Annotated in this window: 15 protein-coding genes and 17 tRNA genes; 11 read left to right on the forward strand and 21 right to left on the reverse strand. The window is 43.8% G+C overall.

Going from position 1 to position 18,875, the window contains the following annotated elements; translation table 11 throughout:
• Positions 1-4: 4 nt before the first annotated feature.
• Positions 5-1,489, reverse strand: a complete 1,485-nt coding sequence (locus tag Q7674_RS20460) for an NAD(P)H-hydrate dehydratase (RefSeq protein ID WP_045064941.1) — start codon at positions 1,487-1,489, stop codon at positions 5-7.
• 187 nt (positions 1,490-1,676) lie between these two features.
• On the opposite strand from Q7674_RS20460, the gene queG reads away from it, so the two are divergent.
• Positions 1,677-2,810, forward strand: a complete 1,134-nt coding sequence (gene queG, locus Q7674_RS20465) for a tRNA epoxyqueuosine(34) reductase QueG (protein ID WP_045064942.1) — start codon at positions 1,677-1,679, stop codon at positions 2,808-2,810.
• 728 nt (positions 2,811-3,538) lie between these two features.
• Here the strand turns inward: queG and Q7674_RS20470 are convergent.
• From Q7674_RS20470 to orn, 18 genes are all read right to left on the reverse strand, one after another.
• Positions 3,539-3,614: transfer RNA gene (locus Q7674_RS20470), tRNA-Gly, on the reverse strand.
• Between the two features lie 53 nt (positions 3,615-3,667).
• Positions 3,668-3,743: transfer RNA gene (locus Q7674_RS20475), tRNA-Gly, on the reverse strand.
• A gap of 53 nt (positions 3,744-3,796) precedes the next feature.
• Positions 3,797-3,872, reverse strand: a tRNA-Gly gene (locus Q7674_RS20480).
• A 52-nt stretch (positions 3,873-3,924) separates the two neighbouring features.
• A tRNA-Gly gene (locus Q7674_RS20485) sits at positions 3,925-4,000 on the reverse strand.
• Between the two features lie 53 nt (positions 4,001-4,053).
• Positions 4,054-4,129, reverse strand: a tRNA-Gly gene (locus Q7674_RS20490).
• A 52-nt stretch (positions 4,130-4,181) separates the two neighbouring features.
• Positions 4,182-4,257 (reverse strand) — tRNA-Gly (locus Q7674_RS20495).
• A gap of 3 nt (positions 4,258-4,260) precedes the next feature.
• Positions 4,261-4,337 (reverse strand) — tRNA-Met (locus Q7674_RS20500).
• Between the two features lie 72 nt (positions 4,338-4,409).
• Positions 4,410-4,485, reverse strand: a tRNA-Gly gene (locus Q7674_RS20505).
• A 2-nt stretch (positions 4,486-4,487) separates the two neighbouring features.
• Positions 4,488-4,564, reverse strand: a tRNA-Met gene (locus Q7674_RS20510).
• A gap of 71 nt (positions 4,565-4,635) precedes the next feature.
• Positions 4,636-4,711: transfer RNA gene (locus Q7674_RS20515), tRNA-Gly, on the reverse strand.
• Between the two features lie 2 nt (positions 4,712-4,713).
• A tRNA-Met gene (locus Q7674_RS20520) sits at positions 4,714-4,790 on the reverse strand.
• Between the two features lie 71 nt (positions 4,791-4,861).
• Positions 4,862-4,937, reverse strand: a tRNA-Gly gene (locus Q7674_RS20525).
• Between the two features lie 3 nt (positions 4,938-4,940).
• Positions 4,941-5,017, reverse strand: a tRNA-Met gene (locus Q7674_RS20530).
• Between the two features lie 72 nt (positions 5,018-5,089).
• Positions 5,090-5,165 (reverse strand) — tRNA-Gly (locus tag Q7674_RS20535).
• 2 nt (positions 5,166-5,167) lie between these two features.
• Positions 5,168-5,244: transfer RNA gene (locus Q7674_RS20540), tRNA-Met, on the reverse strand.
• A gap of 71 nt (positions 5,245-5,315) precedes the next feature.
• Positions 5,316-5,391, reverse strand: a tRNA-Gly gene (locus tag Q7674_RS20545).
• 2 nt (positions 5,392-5,393) lie between these two features.
• Positions 5,394-5,470: transfer RNA gene (locus tag Q7674_RS20550), tRNA-Met, on the reverse strand.
• A gap of 130 nt (positions 5,471-5,600) precedes the next feature.
• Positions 5,601-6,146 carry an oligoribonuclease gene (orn, locus tag Q7674_RS20555; protein WP_008986081.1) on the reverse strand — a complete coding sequence of 182 codons (546 nt, stop codon included), beginning with the start codon at positions 6,144-6,146 and terminating at the stop codon, positions 5,601-5,603.
• 72 nt (positions 6,147-6,218) lie between these two features.
• On the opposite strand from orn, the gene rsgA reads away from it, so the two are divergent.
• The 3 genes from rsgA (at position 6,219) to Q7674_RS20570 (ending at position 9,359) form a co-directional block, all read left to right on the forward strand.
• Positions 6,219-7,271 (forward strand): small ribosomal subunit biogenesis GTPase RsgA, encoded by a 1,053-nt coding sequence (gene rsgA, locus Q7674_RS20560; RefSeq protein WP_305423235.1) that lies wholly within the window; start codon positions 6,219-6,221, stop codon positions 7,269-7,271.
• 200 nt (positions 7,272-7,471) lie between these two features.
• Positions 7,472-8,344 (forward strand): archaetidylserine decarboxylase, encoded by an 873-nt coding sequence (gene asd / locus Q7674_RS20565; protein WP_045065593.1) that lies wholly within the window; start codon positions 7,472-7,474, stop codon positions 8,342-8,344.
• Between the two features lie 298 nt (positions 8,345-8,642).
• Complete coding sequence (locus Q7674_RS20570; protein WP_023932152.1) at positions 8,643-9,359, forward strand: carbonic anhydrase; 717 nt, start codon at positions 8,643-8,645, stop codon at positions 9,357-9,359.
• A 275-nt stretch (positions 9,360-9,634) separates the two neighbouring features.
• Here Q7674_RS20570 and epmA read toward each other — a convergent pair whose 3' ends face one another.
• A complete protein-coding gene (epmA, locus tag Q7674_RS20575) occupies positions 9,635-10,603 on the reverse strand; it encodes an elongation factor P--(R)-beta-lysine ligase (protein WP_107229666.1) in 969 nt (322 codons plus the stop codon).
• Positions 10,604-11,128: 525 nt separating this feature from the next.
• Between epmA and frdA the strand changes: the two genes are divergently transcribed.
• From frdA to frdD, 4 genes are read left to right on the forward strand one after another with little or no spacing between them, the layout of a single operon-like run.
• Positions 11,129-12,952 carry a fumarate reductase (quinol) flavoprotein subunit gene (gene frdA, locus Q7674_RS20580; RefSeq protein ID WP_045065591.1) on the forward strand — a complete coding sequence of 608 codons (1,824 nt, stop codon included), beginning with the start codon at positions 11,129-11,131 and terminating at the stop codon, positions 12,950-12,952.
• Complete coding sequence (locus tag Q7674_RS20585; RefSeq protein WP_045065588.1) at positions 12,952-13,692, forward strand: succinate dehydrogenase/fumarate reductase iron-sulfur subunit; 741 nt, start codon at positions 12,952-12,954, stop codon at positions 13,690-13,692. The genes frdA and Q7674_RS20585 overlap by 1 nt, the downstream gene beginning before the upstream one ends.
• A 2-nt stretch (positions 13,693-13,694) precedes the next feature.
• The gene (gene frdC / locus Q7674_RS20590) at positions 13,695-14,078 is read left to right on the forward strand and encodes a fumarate reductase subunit FrdC (RefSeq protein WP_008986074.1); all 384 of its coding nucleotides are present in this window, start codon (positions 13,695-13,697) and stop codon (positions 14,076-14,078) included.
• A gap of 10 nt (positions 14,079-14,088) precedes the next feature.
• The gene (gene frdD / locus Q7674_RS20595) at positions 14,089-14,451 is read left to right on the forward strand and encodes a fumarate reductase subunit FrdD (protein WP_008986073.1); all 363 of its coding nucleotides are present in this window, start codon (positions 14,089-14,091) and stop codon (positions 14,449-14,451) included.
• Positions 14,452-14,606: 155 nt separating this feature from the next.
• On the opposite strand, the gene efp is transcribed toward frdD, so the two are convergent.
• Positions 14,607-15,173, reverse strand: coding sequence for an elongation factor P (efp, locus tag Q7674_RS20600; RefSeq protein ID WP_008986072.1), 567 nt, complete (start codon positions 15,171-15,173; stop codon positions 14,607-14,609).
• 33 nt (positions 15,174-15,206) lie between these two features.
• Here efp and epmB point away from each other — a divergent pair, with 33 nt between their 5' ends.
• The 3 genes from epmB (at position 15,207) to Q7674_RS20615 (ending at position 18,479) form a co-directional block, all read left to right on the forward strand.
• The gene (epmB, locus tag Q7674_RS20605; RefSeq protein WP_045065586.1) at positions 15,207-16,229 is read left to right on the forward strand and encodes an EF-P beta-lysylation protein EpmB; all 1,023 of its coding nucleotides are present in this window, start codon (positions 15,207-15,209) and stop codon (positions 16,227-16,229) included.
• Between the two features lie 439 nt (positions 16,230-16,668).
• Positions 16,669-17,571 carry a 30S ribosomal protein S6--L-glutamate ligase gene (gene rimK / locus Q7674_RS20610; protein ID WP_008986070.1) on the forward strand — a complete coding sequence of 301 codons (903 nt, stop codon included), beginning with the start codon at positions 16,669-16,671 and terminating at the stop codon, positions 17,569-17,571.
• Positions 17,572-18,029: 458 nt separating this feature from the next.
• Entirely contained in the window at positions 18,030-18,479 is a 450-nt protein-coding gene (locus tag Q7674_RS20615) for a hypothetical protein (RefSeq protein ID WP_008986069.1), read from the forward strand.
• Positions 18,480-18,875 lie beyond the last annotated feature (396 nt).

Genomic DNA, 18,875 nt, shown 5'->3' on the forward strand with positions numbered 1-18,875 from the left:
GTTTTTATCTTGGATTGATTAGTTGACGAATAAACGGAAATAAATCGGATGCCAGCATACCACGCTCTCCGCTTTGCGCACACAAATCTGCAGCTTGAGCATGGATCCATACACCAGCATAGGCAGCTTCAACCAAGCTTAACCCTTGACCAAGCAAGGCACCTATAATACCTGATAATACGTCTCCCATCCCGCCTGTCGCCATACCTGGGTTACCGCTCGTGCATACCCACAATGTTTCACCATCGTAGATCAATGTGCCAGCCCCTTTTAGCACCACCACGCCACCGTAGTTTTGTTGCAATTGCTTGATCGCAGAAAAGCGATCCGCTTCGATATCCGCAACAGACACATTCAATAACCGCGCCGCTTCGCCAGGATGAGGCGTAATAATGCGATTCACTTTAAAATCTGGCGTACTTGCCAATAAGTTAATCCCATCCGCATCAACCACACAGGGCTTATCGGTATGATGACAACTAGCAAACAAAGCTTTGCTCCATGGCGACGTGCCAAGTCCAGGCCCCAACACTAAAACATCAGCCCAAGCCAATCTGTCACAGACTTCATTTGACTCTTCTTGCCAACCTACCGCCATTATCTCAGGTCTGGCAGTGACAATTGACAATACATTGTCAGGTTGTGTCACAACAGCCGTAAGCCCGGCACCAGTACGGGCACAAGCCTCCGCACATAGTCTTATAGCCCCCGCCATACCATGAGATCCCCCCACACATAACACGCGCCCATAAGAGCCTTTATGTCCAACACGTGAGCGAATGGGTAATAACGGAAGTAACATATCAGCGGTAACACGCAATGCAGATGGAGAGGTTATTTGAGATAAATTTTCACCGACATCGAGAGATGAAAAATAACGCTCACCACAATATTGTGCGGCTTGCCCTGTTACCAATCCCTGTTTAAAACCGATAAACGACAATGTTTGTGAAGCCTTAATCACCTTTCCTAACACTGCCCCTGTATCAGAACACAAGCCTGATGGTACATCGACAGCAATAATAGGTGTTTTTTGCTGGTTAATCCAAATGATACGTTCAGCAATATCTAAACGAGGCGCGCCGTGAATACCAATGCCGAGTAAGGCATCGATGATTAAATCATACTGTTCAATGGGCGGCTCTTTAATCGTATTGCCGCCAGTAGCAAGCCAGCGCTGTCGAGCCTTCGTCGCATCAGATGATAAACGCTCAACCGTTTCCATCTCCCAAACAGTAACGTCTAGTCCTGCTTGCTGTGCTATTCGCGCAACGACATAACCATCACCGCCATTATTTCCTTTACCACAGCACACCAATAGCGCTGAGCATTGAGGATACAACGAACCAATAAGCTCAAAAACAGCTTGTCCTGCTGATTCCATTAACTGGTACAAAGTGATCGCATGTTGCGTAGCTAGCTGTTTTTCACCCTGTTTAACTTGCTCTGAAAGATACAAAGCTTGAGGAATAGAATTGATAATCTTCATGGATAATGACCTTTTCAACCTAGCAGCAACTATACTGAACCCAAAATAAGAATAGTTAATTTTATTTCTCTAATTCCTTCACTTCTGAGGTAACTCTCCCATTCTCCTGTCGTAGATCTCCCTATGATCCCAACAGGAATATGCTAGAATGCGCCCCCTTTCATTTAGCGCAATACAGAGCTCAGTTATGACTATCGATTATCAACAGCTTGCTGATCAAATCAAAACTTGGGGACAAGAGCTTGGCTTTCAGCAAGTCGGCATCAGCGATATTGATTTGTCACAACACGAAGCAGAGCTACAGCGCTGGATCGATGCTGGTTATCACGGTGAAATGGATTGGATGGCACGCCATGGCATGATGCGTGCGCGCCCTGCAGAACTGTTACCGGGAACCATCCGCGTGATCAGTGTGAGAATGAATTACCTTCCACCTGATGCTGGTTTCGCTCAAACCTTAAAGCAACCACACAAGGCCTATATTAGTCGATATTCATTAGGTCGTGATTACCACAAATTGATCCGCAACCGCCTAAAACAACTAGGCCAACGTATCGAACAAGTGGTTGGTCAATTTGGCTGTCGCCCGTTTGTTGATTCAGCGCCAATATTAGAACGTCCTTTAGCGCAAAAAGCGGGACTAGGGTGGACAGGGAAACACTCACTGATCTTAAACGAGCAAGCAGGTTCATGGTTCTTCTTAGGCGAGTTATTGGTAGATATTCCGCTGCCTGTTGATATTCCAACCGAAGAGCAATGCGGTAAATGCGTAGCTTGTATCACCAGTTGTCCAACCGGAGCGATTGTCGAAGAAGGGGTCATCGATTCACGTCGTTGTATATCATATATCACCATTGAGTTTGATGGCGTGATCCCAGAGCAATATCGCACTGCAATGGGCAATCGTATTTACGGTTGTGATGATTGCCAACTTGTATGCCCTGTTAATCGTCATGGTCAGCTAACCAATGAAGTTGACTACCATTGTCGAGATAGCTTATATCAACAAGATCTGCTTACCTTATATGCATGGGATGAAAAAACCTTCTTAAAAAATACCGAAGGCTCCGCGATCCGCCGTATTGGTCATATTCAATGGTTAAGAAATATCACCATTGCACTTGGTAACGCCCCTTATCAATCAGAGATCATTGAAGCACTTTCAACACGACAAGGTTTAAGTGATTTGCTCGATATTCATATCGAGTGGGCATTAGAGCAACAAGAGCTCAAAAAAGTGCAAAGTGAACTAGAAATATTACCGACAAAAACCAAACGCTTAGTACGGATCATCGAGAAAGGATTACCACGAGATGCATAAGTCACACGGGGGATATGTGGAAAACTTTTAAAGGGAGGTAAATATTATGGGGATAGATAAAGATTAAACACAGGGAGTGGATAACATAATTAAGATAGTTATCCCAAAGATGTATACCGAAGAACAACTGTTGAAAAGTCGGTATAAATATGAAACTTAACCATTTAAAACAAACAGTTATACTGCTAATAAGTCACTGTGAATAATGTTAATTAAACAGTATTCAAATAACATTTCAAAGTTACTAACATATCATCAGCACATCTAATCAACCAACTTACCCACAGAAATAATAGTGTGGATAACTCTGTTAATTCTATTGTGATATAACGGTGAAATACTACGCTAAACTGAGATTAATGAACCAACTCAAAGCGATTTAAGCTAAAAGTTGTACAGCAATGCGGTATCAACATTACTGATTTATAACCATAACTAAGGAAAAGAGCGTACGCCTTTACAGCGTGATAAAACAACATGACATACTTTGTATTTTGCTGAGACAGCAAAACAACCTTATAGAAGGTTGCGATACAAAATAAAAGATGTTGTCGAAGCCGATCGCTTCTAAGTGGGCTTCGTAGTCGGAACTAGAAACACTTGAAGCAGTACACTGATGATATCGGTAATCGAATACCCCAGGAATACTACATTAGGACTATTACTTCACAGCAATAGTTCATCGAACAAGTCGATGATGAACTCAACCTGTTGGTTAAGTATAAAATTGGAGCGACACACGAGGTTCGAACTCGTGACCTCAACCTTGGCAAGGTTGCGCTCTACCAGCTGAGCTAGTGTCGCATAAGCTAGGTCTTTCACCTAACGCTCACCGTTTTCACCGTGAACTATCAAATTGGAGCGACACACGAGGTTCGAACTCGTGACCTCAACCTTGGCAAGGTTGCGCTCTACCAGCTGAGCTAGTGTCGCATAAGCTAGGTCTTTCACCTAACGTTCACCGCTTTCGCCATGAACTATCAAATTGGAGCGACACACGAGGTTCGAACTCGTGACCTCAACCTTGGCAAGGTTGCGCTCTACCAGCTGAGCTAGTGTCGCATAGCTAGGTCTTTCACCTAACGTTCACCGCTTTCGCCATGAACTATCAAATTGGAGCGACACACGAGGTTCGAACTCGTGACCTCAACCTTGGCAAGGTTGCGCTCTACCAGCTGAGCTAGTGTCGCATAAGCTAGGTCTTTCACCTAACGTTCACCGTTTTCACCATGAACTATCAAATTGGAGCGACACACGAGGTTCGAACTCGTGACCTCAACCTTGGCAAGGTTGCGCTCTACCAGCTGAGCTAGTGTCGCATAGCTAGGTCTTTCACCTAACGTTCACCGTTTTCACCATGAACTATCAAATTGGAGCGACACACGAGGTTCGAACTCGTGACCTCAACCTTGGCAAGGTTGCGCTCTACCAGCTGAGCTAGTGTCGCAAGTGGTTGCGGGGGCCGGATTTGAACCAACGACCTTCGGGTTATGAGCCCGACGAGCTACCAAGCTGCTCCACCCCGCGTCCGATTTTTCACCTGTTTTAAGTTGGGTGACAACTATTTTTGTTTACCGCTAACAAGCCATAAACGCAATTTGGAGCGACACACGAGGTTCGAACTCGTGACCTCAACCTTGGCAAGGTTGCGCTCTACCAGCTGAGCTAGTGTCGCAGTGGTTGCGGGGGCCGGATTTGAACCAACGACCTTCGGGTTATGAGCCCGACGAGCTACCAAGCTGCTCCACCCCGCGTCCGATTTTGCACCTATTTTAAGTTGGGTGACAACTATTTTCGTTTACCGCAGAAGCCATGAAACTCAATTTGGAGCGACACACGAGGTTCGAACTCGTGACCTCAACCTTGGCAAGGTTGCGCTCTACCAGCTGAGCTAGTGTCGCAGTGGTTGCGGGGGCCGGATTTGAACCAACGACCTTCGGGTTATGAGCCCGACGAGCTACCAAGCTGCTCCACCCCGCGTCCGATTTTGCACCTGTTTTAAGTTGGGTGACAACTATTTTCATTCACCGCCGTAGCCATGAATTTCAATTTGGAGCGACACACGAGGTTCGAACTCGTGACCTCAACCTTGGCAAGGTTGCGCTCTACCAGCTGAGCTAGTGTCGCAAGTGGTTGCGGGGGCCGGATTTGAACCAACGACCTTCGGGTTATGAGCCCGACGAGCTACCAAGCTGCTCCACCCCGCGTCCGATTTTGCACCTGTTTTAAGTTGGGTGACAACTATTTTCGCTTACCGCTAACAAGCCATAAACGCAATTTGGAGCGACACACGAGGTTCGAACTCGTGACCTCAACCTTGGCAAGGTTGCGCTCTACCAGCTGAGCTAGTGTCGCAGTGGTTGCGGGGGCTGGATTTGAACCAACGACCTTCGGGTTATGAGCCCGACGAGCTACCAAGCTGCTCCACCCCGCGTCCGATTTTGCACCTGTTTTAAGTTGGGTGACAACTATTTTCATTCACCGCCGTAGCCATGAATTGCAATTTGGAGCGACACACGAGGTTCGAACTCGTGACCTCAACCTTGGCAAGGTTGCGCTCTACCAGCTGAGCTAGTGTCGCAGTGGTTGCGGGGGCCGGATTTGAACCAACGACCTTCGGGTTATGAGCCCGACGAGCTACCAAGCTGCTCCACCCCGCGTCCGATTTTTATTGAAAGGAAACAAACACGTTATCTCCTTTCGAGGCTGCGCATTATACGACTAAAATTTACTGATGCAAGGGTTCTGAAGAAAAAAAAGAATTTTCTTTTTCAAGTGCTGATTTAAGCATCAAATTGTAAAAATATTCTCTCGATAGTAGCGTAATTCATCAATTGAGTCGCGAATATCATCTAGCGCTAAGTGGCTGCCCTTTTTACTAAAACCATCTAATAGCTCTGGTTTCCATCGACGGGTTAATTCTTTTAGCGTACTCACATCTAAATAGCGATAATGGAAGTATTGCTCAAGCTCAGGCATGTGCTTATACAAGAAGCGACGATCTTGACCAATACTGTTACCACAGATAGGTGAAACGCCTTTAGGCACCCATTGTTCTAAAAATGCGATGGTTTGCGCTACCGCTTGTTGCTCGGTTACGGTGCTTTTACGAATACGATCAACTAATCCACTATTCGTGTGTGTATTAGTGCACCAGTCATCCATTTTTGCGAGCTCTTCTTCCGATTGATGAATCGCAAGTACTGGCCCTTCAGCTAAAATGTTTAGTTGAGGATCAGTAACAATCGTCGCTATTTCAATGATTTTATGGGTTTCTGGATCTAAACCTGTCATCTCCAGATCGATCCAAATAAGATTCTTATCGCTGATTGTCATTCGATATTGCCTATTTTGTGACTAAACCATGTATGATAATACCGAAAGCTAACCAAACTGAACGATATTCTTGTGGCAAAAAAGAAAAAGCTAACTAAAGGTCAGAGCCGACGCGTTCGCTCAAACCAAAATAAACGCCTAAATCGCGATAAAGATGAAGTCCAATGGGATGAAGCCCTATTGGAAAGTGCGCGTGAGGGGCTCGTGATCACGCGCTTCGGTCAACATGCTGATGTAGAAGATCCCGAAACAGGCATTATTCACCGATGCAACCTTCGTCGTAGCATCCAAAGCCTGGTGTCTGGCGATCGCGTAGTATGGCGTCCTGGTGTAGAAACCCTGCAAGGTATTGCCGGAGTGGTTGAAGCCGTGCATGAGCGTCAATCCATGCTAACTCGTCCTGATTACTATGACGGTGTAAAGGCCGTTGCAGCCAATGTCGATCGCATTGTGATTGTGTCAGCGATTTTACCTGAGCTATCTCTAAATATTATCGACCGCTACATTATTGCCGCAGAAACTATCGGTATTAAACCGCTTATTGTGGTGAATAAAGTCGATCTACTTAATCCTGAAGAACGCAAAGCGGTGGAAAAGACGCTTTCTCTTTACGAAAAAATTGGCTACCACGTTCGTTTAGTCAGCACCAATACAGGTGAAGGACTTGATGGCTTAAAACAAGACTTAAAAGATCATACCAGTATTTTCGCAAGCCAATCTGGCGTGGGTAAATCAAGTATGGTGAATGCACTGATGCCTGAAGTCGAAGCGGATGTCGGTGATGTATCTGAAAACTCTGGTTTAGGTCAACACACAACTACAGCTGCACGCCTGTATCACTTTGCAGAAGGCGGCGATCTGATAGATTCTCCTGGAGTTCGTGAGTTTGGTTTATGGCACTTAGAGCCAGAGCAAGTAACCGAAGCCTTTATTGAGTTTGAAGATTATCTTGGTGGTTGTAAGTTCCGCGACTGTAAACACAAAGACGATCCTGGCTGTATTCTTCGTGAAGCCGTAGAGAAAGGCGAGATCAGTGAAGAGCGTTTTAACAGCTATCACAAGATCATTGATAGCATGTCAGAAAACATCGCTAACCGTCAGTTCTCTCGCAATAAACCCGATTAAACACTTACCCTAAGTGCGTATCTCTGTGCACTTAGGGGATCCCCTTATCCTTTGAATCTCCTCTCAAAACCTTCTCCACTAACGCAGATAAACTGACTTTCCCTAAAGAGTTAGGTATTATTGCCTGTTCGGGTTATTCTCACGAACATCAAAAGAATAACTAGACTATTGATTAAGTGATATTTTTCGGAAGATTAATTGTGCTAGATAAGATTAAGATTGGTCTGCAATATTGCACGCCAAAGCATGCGCTAACGCGTTTAGTGGGAAAACTGGCTTCATTAGAAGGCGGTAAAGTAACCACTGCGATCATTCGCTGGTTCATCAAACAATACAATGTTGATATGGCGGAAGCACGCAATCCCGATCCAGCCGCTTACCCAACCTTTAATGCTTTCTTTGTTCGTGAATTAAAAGATGGCGCGCGTCCTATCAATGGCGATGCTCGTATTATTAGTCATCCTGCCGATGCTTGTGTAAGCCAACTGGGTCCAATTAAAGAAGGTCGCCTCTTTCAAGCAAAGGGTCACTACTTTGATGCTTGTGAACTATTAGGTGGCGATAAAGCTCTTGCTGATGAGTTCATCGGTGGTGACTTTGCGACACTTTACCTATCACCAAGCGATTATCACCGCGTACACATGCCATGTGACGGTACTCTACGCCAGATGATTTATGTACCAGGTGATTTATTCTCGGTTAACCCGCTAACAGCGGAAAACGTACCAAACCTATTTGCACGTAATGAACGCGTAGTCTGTATTTTTGATACTGAGTTTGGCCCATTGGCACAAATTCTTGTTGGCGCAACTATCGTTGGTAGCATCGAAACCACATGGGCTGGTACGGTAACACCACCAACAGGTCCAGAAGTACGTCGTTGGGACTACCCAACAACAGGTACAGAAGCAATTGTGCTGAAAAAAGGCGAAGAAATGGGTCGCTTTAAACTTGGTTCAACGGTAATCAACCTATTCCCGAAAGATACCATCCGTTTTGTAGAAGAGATGAAACCACTACAAACGACACGTATGGGTCAACCTTACGCTGAGCAGATCACTCCAGAGCAGTGATTTAACAAGCAATAGAAAAAGGGCTGAACACAGCCCTTTTTTATTACCTCAAATACACAACACGTATCTTAATCGCAGATAGCTTCATTTTCTTACCGCTATTTCACTGAAGATTCAGCGATACTTCCTAGATTCTAAAATTTTGAACCCGCAAAAAAGATAATCTGATTTTCCTTTCTATCGCATTCGACTTACCATCATACCTAAATAGAATAAACATCGTTATTTCAGATAATAATCTGTCAATCTAGACGAGCCGCGCTTTCTCTCAATGACGCGATACAACAAAGGTACTCCCATGATAAAAAAAACATCTGCTCTTCTTTTAGCCCTGCTTGCAGGAACATCTCTATCTGCACAAGCGGCTGACTGGGGATATGGCAATAGCACCGAGCACTGGTCTGACAGTTACCCAACCTGTGGCTTAGGCAAGAACCAAAGCCCGATAAACATTACTTCAGCACTCAAAGCGAACCTCGCGCCACTGCGTATTGAGTACAACGGTAAAATCACCAGTATCACCAATAACGGTCACACTGTAGAAGCAAAGGTCAGCGGTGATAACAAGCTGATTGTCGATGGGGATACCTATACCTTAAAGCAGTTTCACTTCCATACACCATCTGAAAACTACATCGATGGTAAACAATACCCATTAGAAGCGCATTTTGTGAATATGGATGATAAAGGCAATATTGCAGTTATTGCTGTGATGTTTGAAAACGGCCTACGTGAGAACAATGCTCTTAGCTCTTTACTCAAAAACATCCCAACTAAAGGTAATACCATCGACTTCACCGATGATCTGAGCCCGAATAACCTTCTTCCTCGTGAACGTGAGTATTATCAATTCAATGGCTCACTAACGACACCACCATGTACTGAAGGTGTGCGCTGGTTTGTATTAGAAACACCACAATACAGCTCAAAAGATCAAACCGAGAAACTAAATCAAATCATGGGTAACAATAACCGCCCAGTACAACCGATTAATGCTCGAATTATTGTTGAATAGACCGCTCCGCAAATAATAGTGATAACTATTTGCATTTAAATACTAAATTATCTATATTTATGAGCTGAAGATAAGATGCCTTGAAATCCTACTTGCTGACTATCTAAATGAATTTAAGCTGTTTTAGGTAAATCTGCGGTCGCCCTGATACCGTTCCCTCTGACTGTTCAACCACACTCAGATGTATCAGCTTGATTTACCTTATATGAAAAAGCACGGTTAATACCGTGCTTTTTTGTGTCTTCAGAAACGTAGTGTTTCAATCAGGCTGTAAGTTATGCGCGATCAATCGGAAAGGCGGTGACTTTCTCAATATGATCAAGCCCCATTGCTAGCATGATCAAGCGATCAATCCCTAACGCCACCCCCGCACAATCAGGGAAACCAGCACGCAATGCATTAACGAGATTCATATCAATTGGCTGAGGTTGTAATCCCATCTCAATACGTTTTTGGTTGTCTTTTTCGAAGCGCTGTAATTGCTCATCGCCATTGGCAAGTTCATGGAAGCCATTCGCTAATTCAATGCCTTTAAAATACACTTCAAAACGCTCTGCCACACGAGAGTCCGTTGGGTTAATTTGTGCTAATGCCGCTTGTGAAGCTGGAAAGTCATACACAAACGCTGGCACTTGCTGACCAATTTTACCTTCAACACCAATACTAAATAACAGTTGTAATAAGGTATCGCGATCTTCTTCTGGCTCGGCAATATCAGACAATCCAAGGGCTGCTGCCGCCACTTTAAGCTCTGTCATTGAGCCAGTTAAAGGGCATACCCCTAGTTGATCAATAAAGGCTTGTTGATACGTCATCTTCTCAGCTGCGCCACAACCTAGGACCAATTGCAGCAAATCGTCCATCTCATCCATTAATAAGTGATGATCAAAGTTCGGGCGATACCACTCTAACATGGTGAATTCTGGGTTATGGTAGCGGCCTGATTCTTCATTTCGAAATGACTTACAGATCTGGTAAATCGCGCCACTGCCAGCAGAAAGCAGTCGTTTCATGTGAAATTCAGGGCTGGTCATTAAATATAACGTTTGCCCATCAGCATAACCCGGCCCTACAAACTCGGTTTGAAAAGTATGTAAGTGAATATCAGTCACGGTCGCTTGGCTCATGGCAGGCGTATCGACTTCCATTACCTCACGCTCAGCAAAAAACTGACGAATAACTGCTAACAAATGAGCGCGTTGTTTTAACTGCGCAATCGAGGCCGTAGGCTGCCAAGTAGACATAACGTTTCTTCTTTCATGAAATAGTGACAATGGCATTATTTTATCAGAGCTCAGGAATATACGTCGCTTATTCCTTTGGTTTTCTCTTTTTCATGGAAGATATGAATACATTATGAATAAAAAATCGCGATACCATCAGCAAAAATATACCTTTAGCTCCCACCTTCCCGCTTTTTCTTTGTTATCAAACAATCAGCTCATTAATACCGGTTTATCGTTATCTATCACTTTGTTAATCGCCCCTCTACGCCTTTTAAGTTTTATTGAAACTGGATTTAATTAACATTTAAGAAACATAAAAACCAATAAATACAAAGAGATAAACAATTTAAAAACATGATCAATTGTGACAAATATCACACCATTTGTAATCTTCTTACATTTTTTGACTATTTCGGTAAAAACTTGCGTCTAAATCAATTTATCTAATAACAAGGTTTCATAGAATGCGCTCAGGATTTCAAGGAAAGATGCGCTGACCGCATCTTTTTAGTTTTTTTACCGTCTTACCTTCGGAGGATAGCTGTGAAGACTATTACCACAGATATCGCTGTAATCGGCGCAGGTGGTGCAGGCCTACGTTCTGCCATCGCTGCTGCAGAAGCTAACCCAGAACTAGAAATTGCACTGATCTCAAAAGTGTACCCAATGCGTTCGCACACCGTTGCGGCGGAAGGTGGCTCTGCTGCCGTGATCAAGGACGAAGATAGCCTAGATAACCACTTCAACGATACCGTTGGCGGTGGTGACTGGTTATGTGAACAGGACGTTGTGGAATATTTCGTTGAGAACGCAACGCGCGAAATGATCCAAATGGAACAATGGGGCTGCCCATGGAGCCGTAAAGAAAACGGTGAAGTAAACGTTCGTCGTTTCGGTGGTATGAAAGTTGAGCGTACATGGTTTGCCGCTGATAAAACTGGCTTCCACATGCTACACACCCTATTCCAAACATCTATTAAGTACTCTCAAATCAAACGTTTTGACGAATACTTCGTGGTTGATCTTCTAGTTGAAGAAGGTGAAGTACAAGGCCTTATCGCAATTCACATGTCTGAAGGCGAACTGATCTGCATTAAAGCAAAATCAGTGATCCTAGCAACCGGTGGCGCTGGTCGTGTTTACCACTGTAACACCAACGGCGGTATCGTAACCGGTGATGGTATGGCTATGGCTTACCGTCATGGTGTACCACTTCGTGACATGGAATTTGTTCAGTACCACCCAACAGGTCTTCCGGGTACAGGTATCCTGATGACAGAAGGTTGTCGTGGTGAAGGCGGTATCATCGTTAACAAAAACGGTTACCGTTACCTACAAGACTACGGTATGGGCCCTGAAACACCAGTAGGCCAGCCAAAGAACAAATACATGGAATTAGGCCCACGTGACAAAGTGTCACAGGCTTTCTGGCATGAACAACAAAAAGGTAACACCATCAAGCACCCTCTAGGTGATGTGGTACACCTTGATCTTCGCCACCTAGGTGAAGAGTACTTACATGAGCGTCTACCGTTTATCTGTGAACTAGCAAAAGCTTACGTCAACGTCGATCCAGCTAAAGAGCCAATTCCAATTCGCCCAACGGTGCACTACACCATGGGTGGTATTGAAACTGACGCACATTGTGAAACGCGCATTAAAGGTCTATTTGCAGTAGGTGAATGTGCTTCTGTTGGTCTTCACGGTGCTAACCGTCTAGGTTCTAACTCACTGGCTGAGTTCGTAGTATTTGGTCGTGTTGCGGGTGAGAACGCCGTGAAACATGCCGCTGAATTTAAAGGCTGGGACGACGCTTCTATCAATGCACAAATCGATGCTGTTCAAGCGCGTATCGATGGCCTAATGGCACAAGAAGGCGACGAGAACTGGGCTGATATCCGCACTGAAATGGGTCATACCATGGAAGCGGGTTGTGGTATCTACCGCCAAGAAGATTTGATGCAAGCTACGATTGAGAAACTTGCTGAGCTAAAAGAGCGCTACAAGCACATCTTTATCAAAGATAAAGGCAAAGTATTTAACACCGATCTGCTATACGCAATCGAAGTGGGTTACGGCCTAGAAGTGGCTGAAGCGATGGCGCACTCTGCGATCAATCGTAAAGAATCTCGTGGTGCACACCAACGCCTTGATGACGGTTGTACTGAGCGTGATGATGTTAACTACCTAAAACACACCTTAGCGTTCTACAACAATGGCGATGCACCAATCATCGATTACAGCAACGTCACTATCACTAAGTCGCAGCCAAAAGCACGTCTATACGGTGCAGCAGCCGATGAAGCAGCAGCAAAAGACGCCGCTGAAGCACCAGCAGTAACTGAGCAACAAGAGGAACAGGCATAATGTCAGCAAATCGCATTCAACTGGTTGAAATTCTGCGTTATGACCCAGCAAAAGACGCAGAACCGTACCTTGAGAAATTCGAAGTACCTTTCAATGAAACCATGTCTGTTCTTGATGCACTTGGTTACATTAAAGATCACCTAGATAAAGATCTGTCTTACCGTTGGTCTTGTCGTATGGCTATCTGTGGCTCTTGCGGCATGATGGTAAACGGTGTGCCAAAGCTCGCTTGTAAGAGCTTCTTACGTGACTACCCTAACGGCGTGAAAATCGAGCCATTAGCGAACTTCGCGATAGAGAAAGACTTAATTGTTGATATGACGCCATTCATTGAGCGTCTTGAAGCAATCAAGCCATACATCATTGGTAACGATCGTACACCGGAAGACGGTACGAACCTGCAAACGCCTGAGCAATTAGCAAAATACAAGCAATTTGCTGGCTGTATCAACTGTGGCCTGTGCTATGCCGCTTGTCCTCAGTTTGGTTTAAACCCAGAGTTTATTGGCCCTGCTGCGCTAACCCTTGCTCACCGCTACAACCTTGATAGCCGTGACAATGGTAAAGATGAGCGTATGGAGCTTATCAATGGTGAAAACGGTGCTTGGGGTTGTACATTCGTAGGTTACTGTTCTGAAGTATGTCCTAAGAGTGTTGATCCAGCTGCGGCTGTTAACCAAGGCAAAGTGGAATCTTCTAAAGATTTCGTTATTACAATGATCAAACCAATGGAGGCATAAGGATGAGCAACCGTAAACCTTACGTTCGTGAGATGAAGCGTACATGGTGGAAAGACAGCTCTTTCTATCGCTTCTACATGATCCGCGAAGCAACTGTACTACCTCTGATCTTTTTTACTATCTGCTTAACATTCGGTTTAGGTAGCCTAGTTAAAGGTCCTGAAGCATGGCAAAGCTGGCTAAACTTCATGGCAAATCCAGTGGTTATTCTACTGAATATTCTTGCCCTAGCAGGTAGCCTGTTCCACGCCTTTACCTACTTCAACATGATGCCGCAGGTAATGCCTATTCGCATCAAGGGTAAGAAACTTGATAAGAAAATTATCATTCTTGCTCAGTGGGCAGTGGTTGCTGTTATTACCTTGTTTGTTCTTGCAATAGTTTAAGGAGTCCGTCGTGGTTAATTTACATCCTAAACGTTCTGACGAGCCAGTTTGGTGGAGTCTGTTTGGTGCTGGCGGTACTTGGTTTGCAATGATCACGCCAGTCACTGTTTTAGTACTCGGTATTTTGGTTCCACTTGGCGTGATCAGCCCTGAAGCGATGACTTATGATCGCGCTGCTGATTTCGCAACAAGCTTTATCGGTGCGCTATTTGTTATCGCAACCCTGTCGCTACCAATGTGGCATGCAATGCACCGTGTTCACCACGGTATGCATGATTTAAAAATTCATGCAGGCGTTGTTGGTAAAGTCGTGTGTTACGCATTAGCGTTTTTAATCACTGCGCTATCGATCATCTTCGTCTTCATGATTTAATCAAAAGACGCGCTTAAAAAGCACCGCTAGTCGGTGCTTTTTTATTATCTGAACAACGTGCCCTTCCCTTAACTAGGCTCACTAACAGGCACAAAAAAAGGCCGCTAATGCGACCTTCTTTCTTCGTTAACTTAATAACGATATAAACCCGTTAATTACTTAACACGGCTTACGTATTCACCTGAACGAGTGTCAACTTTGATCACTTCGCCAATAGCGATGAATAGAGGTACACGAACAACAGCACCAGTGCTTAGTGTTGCTGGTTTACCGCCAGTACCTTGTGTATCACCTTTAAGACCAGGATCTGTCTCAGTTACTTCTAGCTCAACGAAGTTTGGTGGAGTAACAGCGATTGGGTTACCGTTCCAAAGTGTTAGCGTACAAGTGTTGTTCTCAACTAACCACTTAGCATTCTCACCAACAGCTTTAACGTCAGCAGCGATTTGCTCGAACGTTTCGTTGTTCATGAAGTGGTAGAATTCACCGTCGTTGTATAGGTAATCAAGATCAGTATCGATTACGTCCGCAGCTTCAACTGATTCACCTGATTTGAAAGTCTTCTCAAGAACTTTACCAGAAATTAGTTTACGGATTCGTACGCGGTTGAACGCTTGGCCTTTACCAGGCTTAACAAATTCGTTTTCGATAATGACACATGGTTCATTATCTAGCATAATTTTCATTCCGCCGCGGAATTCATTGGTGCTGAAAGACGCCATTCTAATCCTCTTAACATCTTCGAGTTGTATTTAATGTCGCATATCATACCCCTAAACGCGCCATCTGTTGAGCAAAACTGGCTGAATGATCTATCGAATGCGATATCTGATCCATTTACTTTACTAAAATTGCTCAAAATTGATCCCACACCATGGGAAAATGGCCTCGCTGCAAGGAAGCTGTTTGCGCTCCGTGTTCCATTGAGCTTTGTTGATAAAATGGAAATCGGCAACCCTTATGATCCACTTTTACGCCAAATTTTACCGTTAGCGCAAGAATTCGAAGTGCACCAAGGTTACTCTGTCGATCCGCTTGAAGAGCAGCAAAACGAAATCCCTGGTTTACTGCATAAATATCACAACCGCGTTTTACTGATAGTAAAAGGTGGTTGCGCCGTTAACTGTCGCTATTGTTTCCGTCGCCATTTTCCTTACAGCGATAACAAAGGTAATAAACGTCAGTGGCAACAAAGCCTTGAGTACATTGCAGCGCACCCTGAAATTAATGAAGTGATTTTATCTGGCGGCGACCCGTTAATGGCAAAGGATCACGAACTCCAATGGCTGATTGAACATATCGCAGCAATCCCTCATATCAAGCGCCTGCGTATCCACAGCAGACTGCCTGTAGTGATCCCTAATCGTATTACCGATGCATTATGCCAAATACTGGCAGAGACGCGTCTACAAACGATTTTGGTCACTCATATTAATCACGCTAACGAAATCGATGATGCGCTAAAAACAGCAATGCAGAAGCTAAAACAAGCCAATGTCACCTTACTGAACCAAGGTGTACTGCTAAAAGGCGTTAATGACTCGGTAGCAGCGCTCACCGATCTCAGTGAAACCTTATTTGATGCAGGTATTCAGCCTTATTACCTCCACGTATTAGACCGTGTACAAGGGGCGGCGCACTTCATGGTCGATGATGAAATCGCACGCCAATTAATGGCAGGCTTAATTACCAAGGTATCTGGTTATTTAGTCCCTAAGCTCACCCGAGAGATCGGTGGACGAGCAAGTAAAACGCCCCTCGATTTACTGCTTGAATAGACAATAAAACAGCAACTTAAAGAAAAAAGACGATTATATCGTCTTTTTTTTACCCCCAAAGCCTACACCGCTCACCTTTAAATAACTTTAACACCTAAAAGGTGACCACCAACGCGCGATAACTAAAAATAACACTACAAACCTCATATAACTCATTGAATTAAAATAAAATAAATTCAATGTACAGCTTTTACAGGAAAACACAAACAAAGCATAAGTACAACAATGTTACTTTTAATGACATCAAAAAGAACATAGTATTCTTTTTACTTTCTTAATAAATAAAATCACTCCATATCATTAAAAAAATTCATCTTCACGGCTCTCGATTTTTTAGCGTTTTAAGCGCATAGTCGCCGCTCATACAGCAACCTTTTATTTTAAGTTCGCCAAACTTTAGGTTGCTGACTATCTCTTTTTATTTGTCGCGAGTAACGCAATGAAAATTGGCATTTTGTCGCAAAACGCTAACCTATACTCTACCCGTCGCCTTGTTGAAGCCTGTGAACAACGAGGACATGAAGCCGTTATTATTAATGCGCTACGCTGTTATATGAATATCAACTCTGTGAAGCCTTCTATCCATTTTGAAGGTAATGATTTAACAGGGTTTGATGCCATCATTCCTCGTATAGGATCTGACATCACTTTTTATGGTTGTTCAGTACTGCGTCAGTTTGAAATGATGGGCGTTTTTCCAGTAAACCAATCCATTGCGATTTCGCGCTCTCGTGACAAACTGCGCTCACTACAACTATTAAGTCGTAAGGGTGTTGGCATGCCAATTACAGGCTTTGCCAGTAAGCCTGATGATGTACCCGATCTGATCAAAATGGTCGGTGGTGCGCCACTGGTTATTAAGCTGCTTGAAGGTACACAAGGCATTGGTGTGGTATTGGCTGAAACACAAAAAGCCGCTGAAAGCGTGATTGAAGCTTTTATGGGGTTAAAAGCGAATATCATGGTGCAGGAATACATCAAAGAAGCTGGCGGTGCTGATATTCGTTGTTTCGTTATCGGTGATAAAGTCATTGCTTCAATGAAACGCCAAGCAGCTGAAGGGGAGTTTCGCTCTAACCTTCACCGTGGTGGTAGCGCCTCACTAATCCGCATTACGCCAGAAGAGCGTAAAACGGCCATTGCAGCAGCAAAAGCGATGGGGTTAAGCGTGGCAGGTGTTGACTTACTGCGTTCTAATCGTGGTCCACTGATCATGGAAGTGAACTCATCACCAGGCCTAGAAGGGATTGAAGCTGCGACAGGTAAAGACATTGCAGGCATGATCATCGAGTACATTGAGAAAAATGCCAACAAAAACAAAAGATTCCAATTAAACCAGTAACATAATAAAGCAGTCTCTTATTGATAACACAAGAGGCTGCTTTTACCGCCGCCAAAGATCAGCTTTTCCTGTCAAATACAGCAAAAACATGCACAAATCACACTGCTAAACAAAAGCCTTCCTTGTAAATCATAACCTATTGATTATAAACGCTTTAAAACCGTACAGCTTTTTAAGCTTTTTTCCAGGCAAACTAACTCATTAGTGACATGGCAACCCAAATACCAACCTTTACTATTGACAGTAATGTTAGTAAGTGACAGCTTATTGAGTGCGTAATAGCCATAACTTAATAAGTCGACTCTTTTGCAACCGTTTTAATACGCAACGCCGAATAAATGTGATCCTCAGAACACCCTGTTACTCATACACAGATAAATACTATCGACCAGCCTTAAATTACGTTAACGTAACTCATCACAACATAATGATCAGAAGAGAAATCAAAGGATTAAAGCATGACCGATTTTACCTATGGCGTTGTAATGGTAGAAGATGACCAGCCATTTGATATGGGGAAGGTAAATACTCAGGACGTTCCAGAAGAGGCCGTAGCGACATATATTCAAATTATCGAACAGTTACTTAAACAAGACAGCCAAGGTAAACAATATGCGGGTTTAGGCTTTGAAGGGGCAGAAAAGCTAGCGTTCAGTGCACTACCTGTCGAAGAGCACGATAAAATTGCCACAGGATTAGTCTATAACCCAGACAATAACGGCGAAAACTTAGTATTAGTCGGACGTGTCTTTTTTAGCATTAAAGAGCGCTCAGTCTCTTTTAACATGGAAACCAATGCAGATGATGTCTTAGTACAAGGTGATGAAGACTTACGTGGCTTTGTTCAGTCTTTTATTGTCTGCTTTATGGCGGCTTGGGTTGAATTAAATAAAGCGCATCTGGCGTAATAGTACAAACAACAATACCTCTGATATAGATAATCAGGGGTCTTGCTTTTATCTTTCCATAAAAAGACCTCCCTCTTATCTCCTGTTATCAACAAGTCAGAAACTACACCGCCTTAAACCATCAAAAATGTACAGCAATATACAGATAGAACAGCTTTTTCCCGCACATCACCAACAAAAAACTAAACACAGACCCACATCCGAACTTAAAGTGTTGATTTATAATAACTATTTATGTTGTACAGCTTTTCACGCTTTTTACCCGATAAACTCCGTACAAGAGAGACCTATCAAGAACCTGATCTCACAAAAAGTCATCACAACGAATACTTAACCTTATGGAGTTACTCGCAAAAAGAACCAAGCGAGAAAGCCTGTAATCAACTTAATAAAAAT

Origin of the sequence: Photobacterium leiognathi, from assembly GCF_030685535.1 — a bacterium.
Lineage (GTDB): Bacteria > Pseudomonadota > Gammaproteobacteria > Enterobacterales > Vibrionaceae > Photobacterium > Photobacterium leiognathi.

What these genes read in the sequence shown, in the direction of transcription:
- Q7674_RS20570 (WP_023932152.1), top strand. Translation starts at nt 8,643, where the DNA reads ATGATAAAAAAAACATCTGCTCTTCTTTTAGCCCTGCTTGCAGGAACA.
- queG (WP_045064942.1), top strand. Translation starts at nt 1,677, where the DNA reads ATGACTATCGATTATCAACAGCTTGCTGATCAAATCAAAACTTGGGGA.
- Q7674_RS20460 (WP_045064941.1), bottom strand. Translation starts at nt 1,489, where the DNA reads ATGAAGATTATCAATTCTATTCCTCAAGCTTTGTATCTTTCAGAGCAA.
- epmA (WP_107229666.1), bottom strand. Translation starts at nt 10,603, where the DNA reads ATGTCTACTTGGCAGCCTACGGCCTCGATTGCGCAGTTAAAACAACGC.
- Q7674_RS20615 (WP_008986069.1), top strand. Translation starts at nt 18,030, where the DNA reads ATGACCGATTTTACCTATGGCGTTGTAATGGTAGAAGATGACCAGCCA.
- orn (WP_008986081.1), bottom strand. Translation starts at nt 6,146, where the DNA reads ATGACAATCAGCGATAAGAATCTTATTTGGATCGATCTGGAGATGACA.
- Q7674_RS20585 (WP_045065588.1), top strand. Translation starts at nt 12,952, where the DNA reads ATGTCAGCAAATCGCATTCAACTGGTTGAAATTCTGCGTTATGACCCA.
- rimK (WP_008986070.1), top strand. Translation starts at nt 16,669, where the DNA reads ATGAAAATTGGCATTTTGTCGCAAAACGCTAACCTATACTCTACCCGT.
- efp (WP_008986072.1), bottom strand. Translation starts at nt 15,173, where the DNA reads ATGGCGTCTTTCAGCACCAATGAATTCCGCGGCGGAATGAAAATTATG.
- epmB (WP_045065586.1), top strand. Translation starts at nt 15,207, where the DNA reads ATGTCGCATATCATACCCCTAAACGCGCCATCTGTTGAGCAAAACTGG.
- frdC (WP_008986074.1), top strand. Translation starts at nt 13,695, where the DNA reads ATGAGCAACCGTAAACCTTACGTTCGTGAGATGAAGCGTACATGGTGG.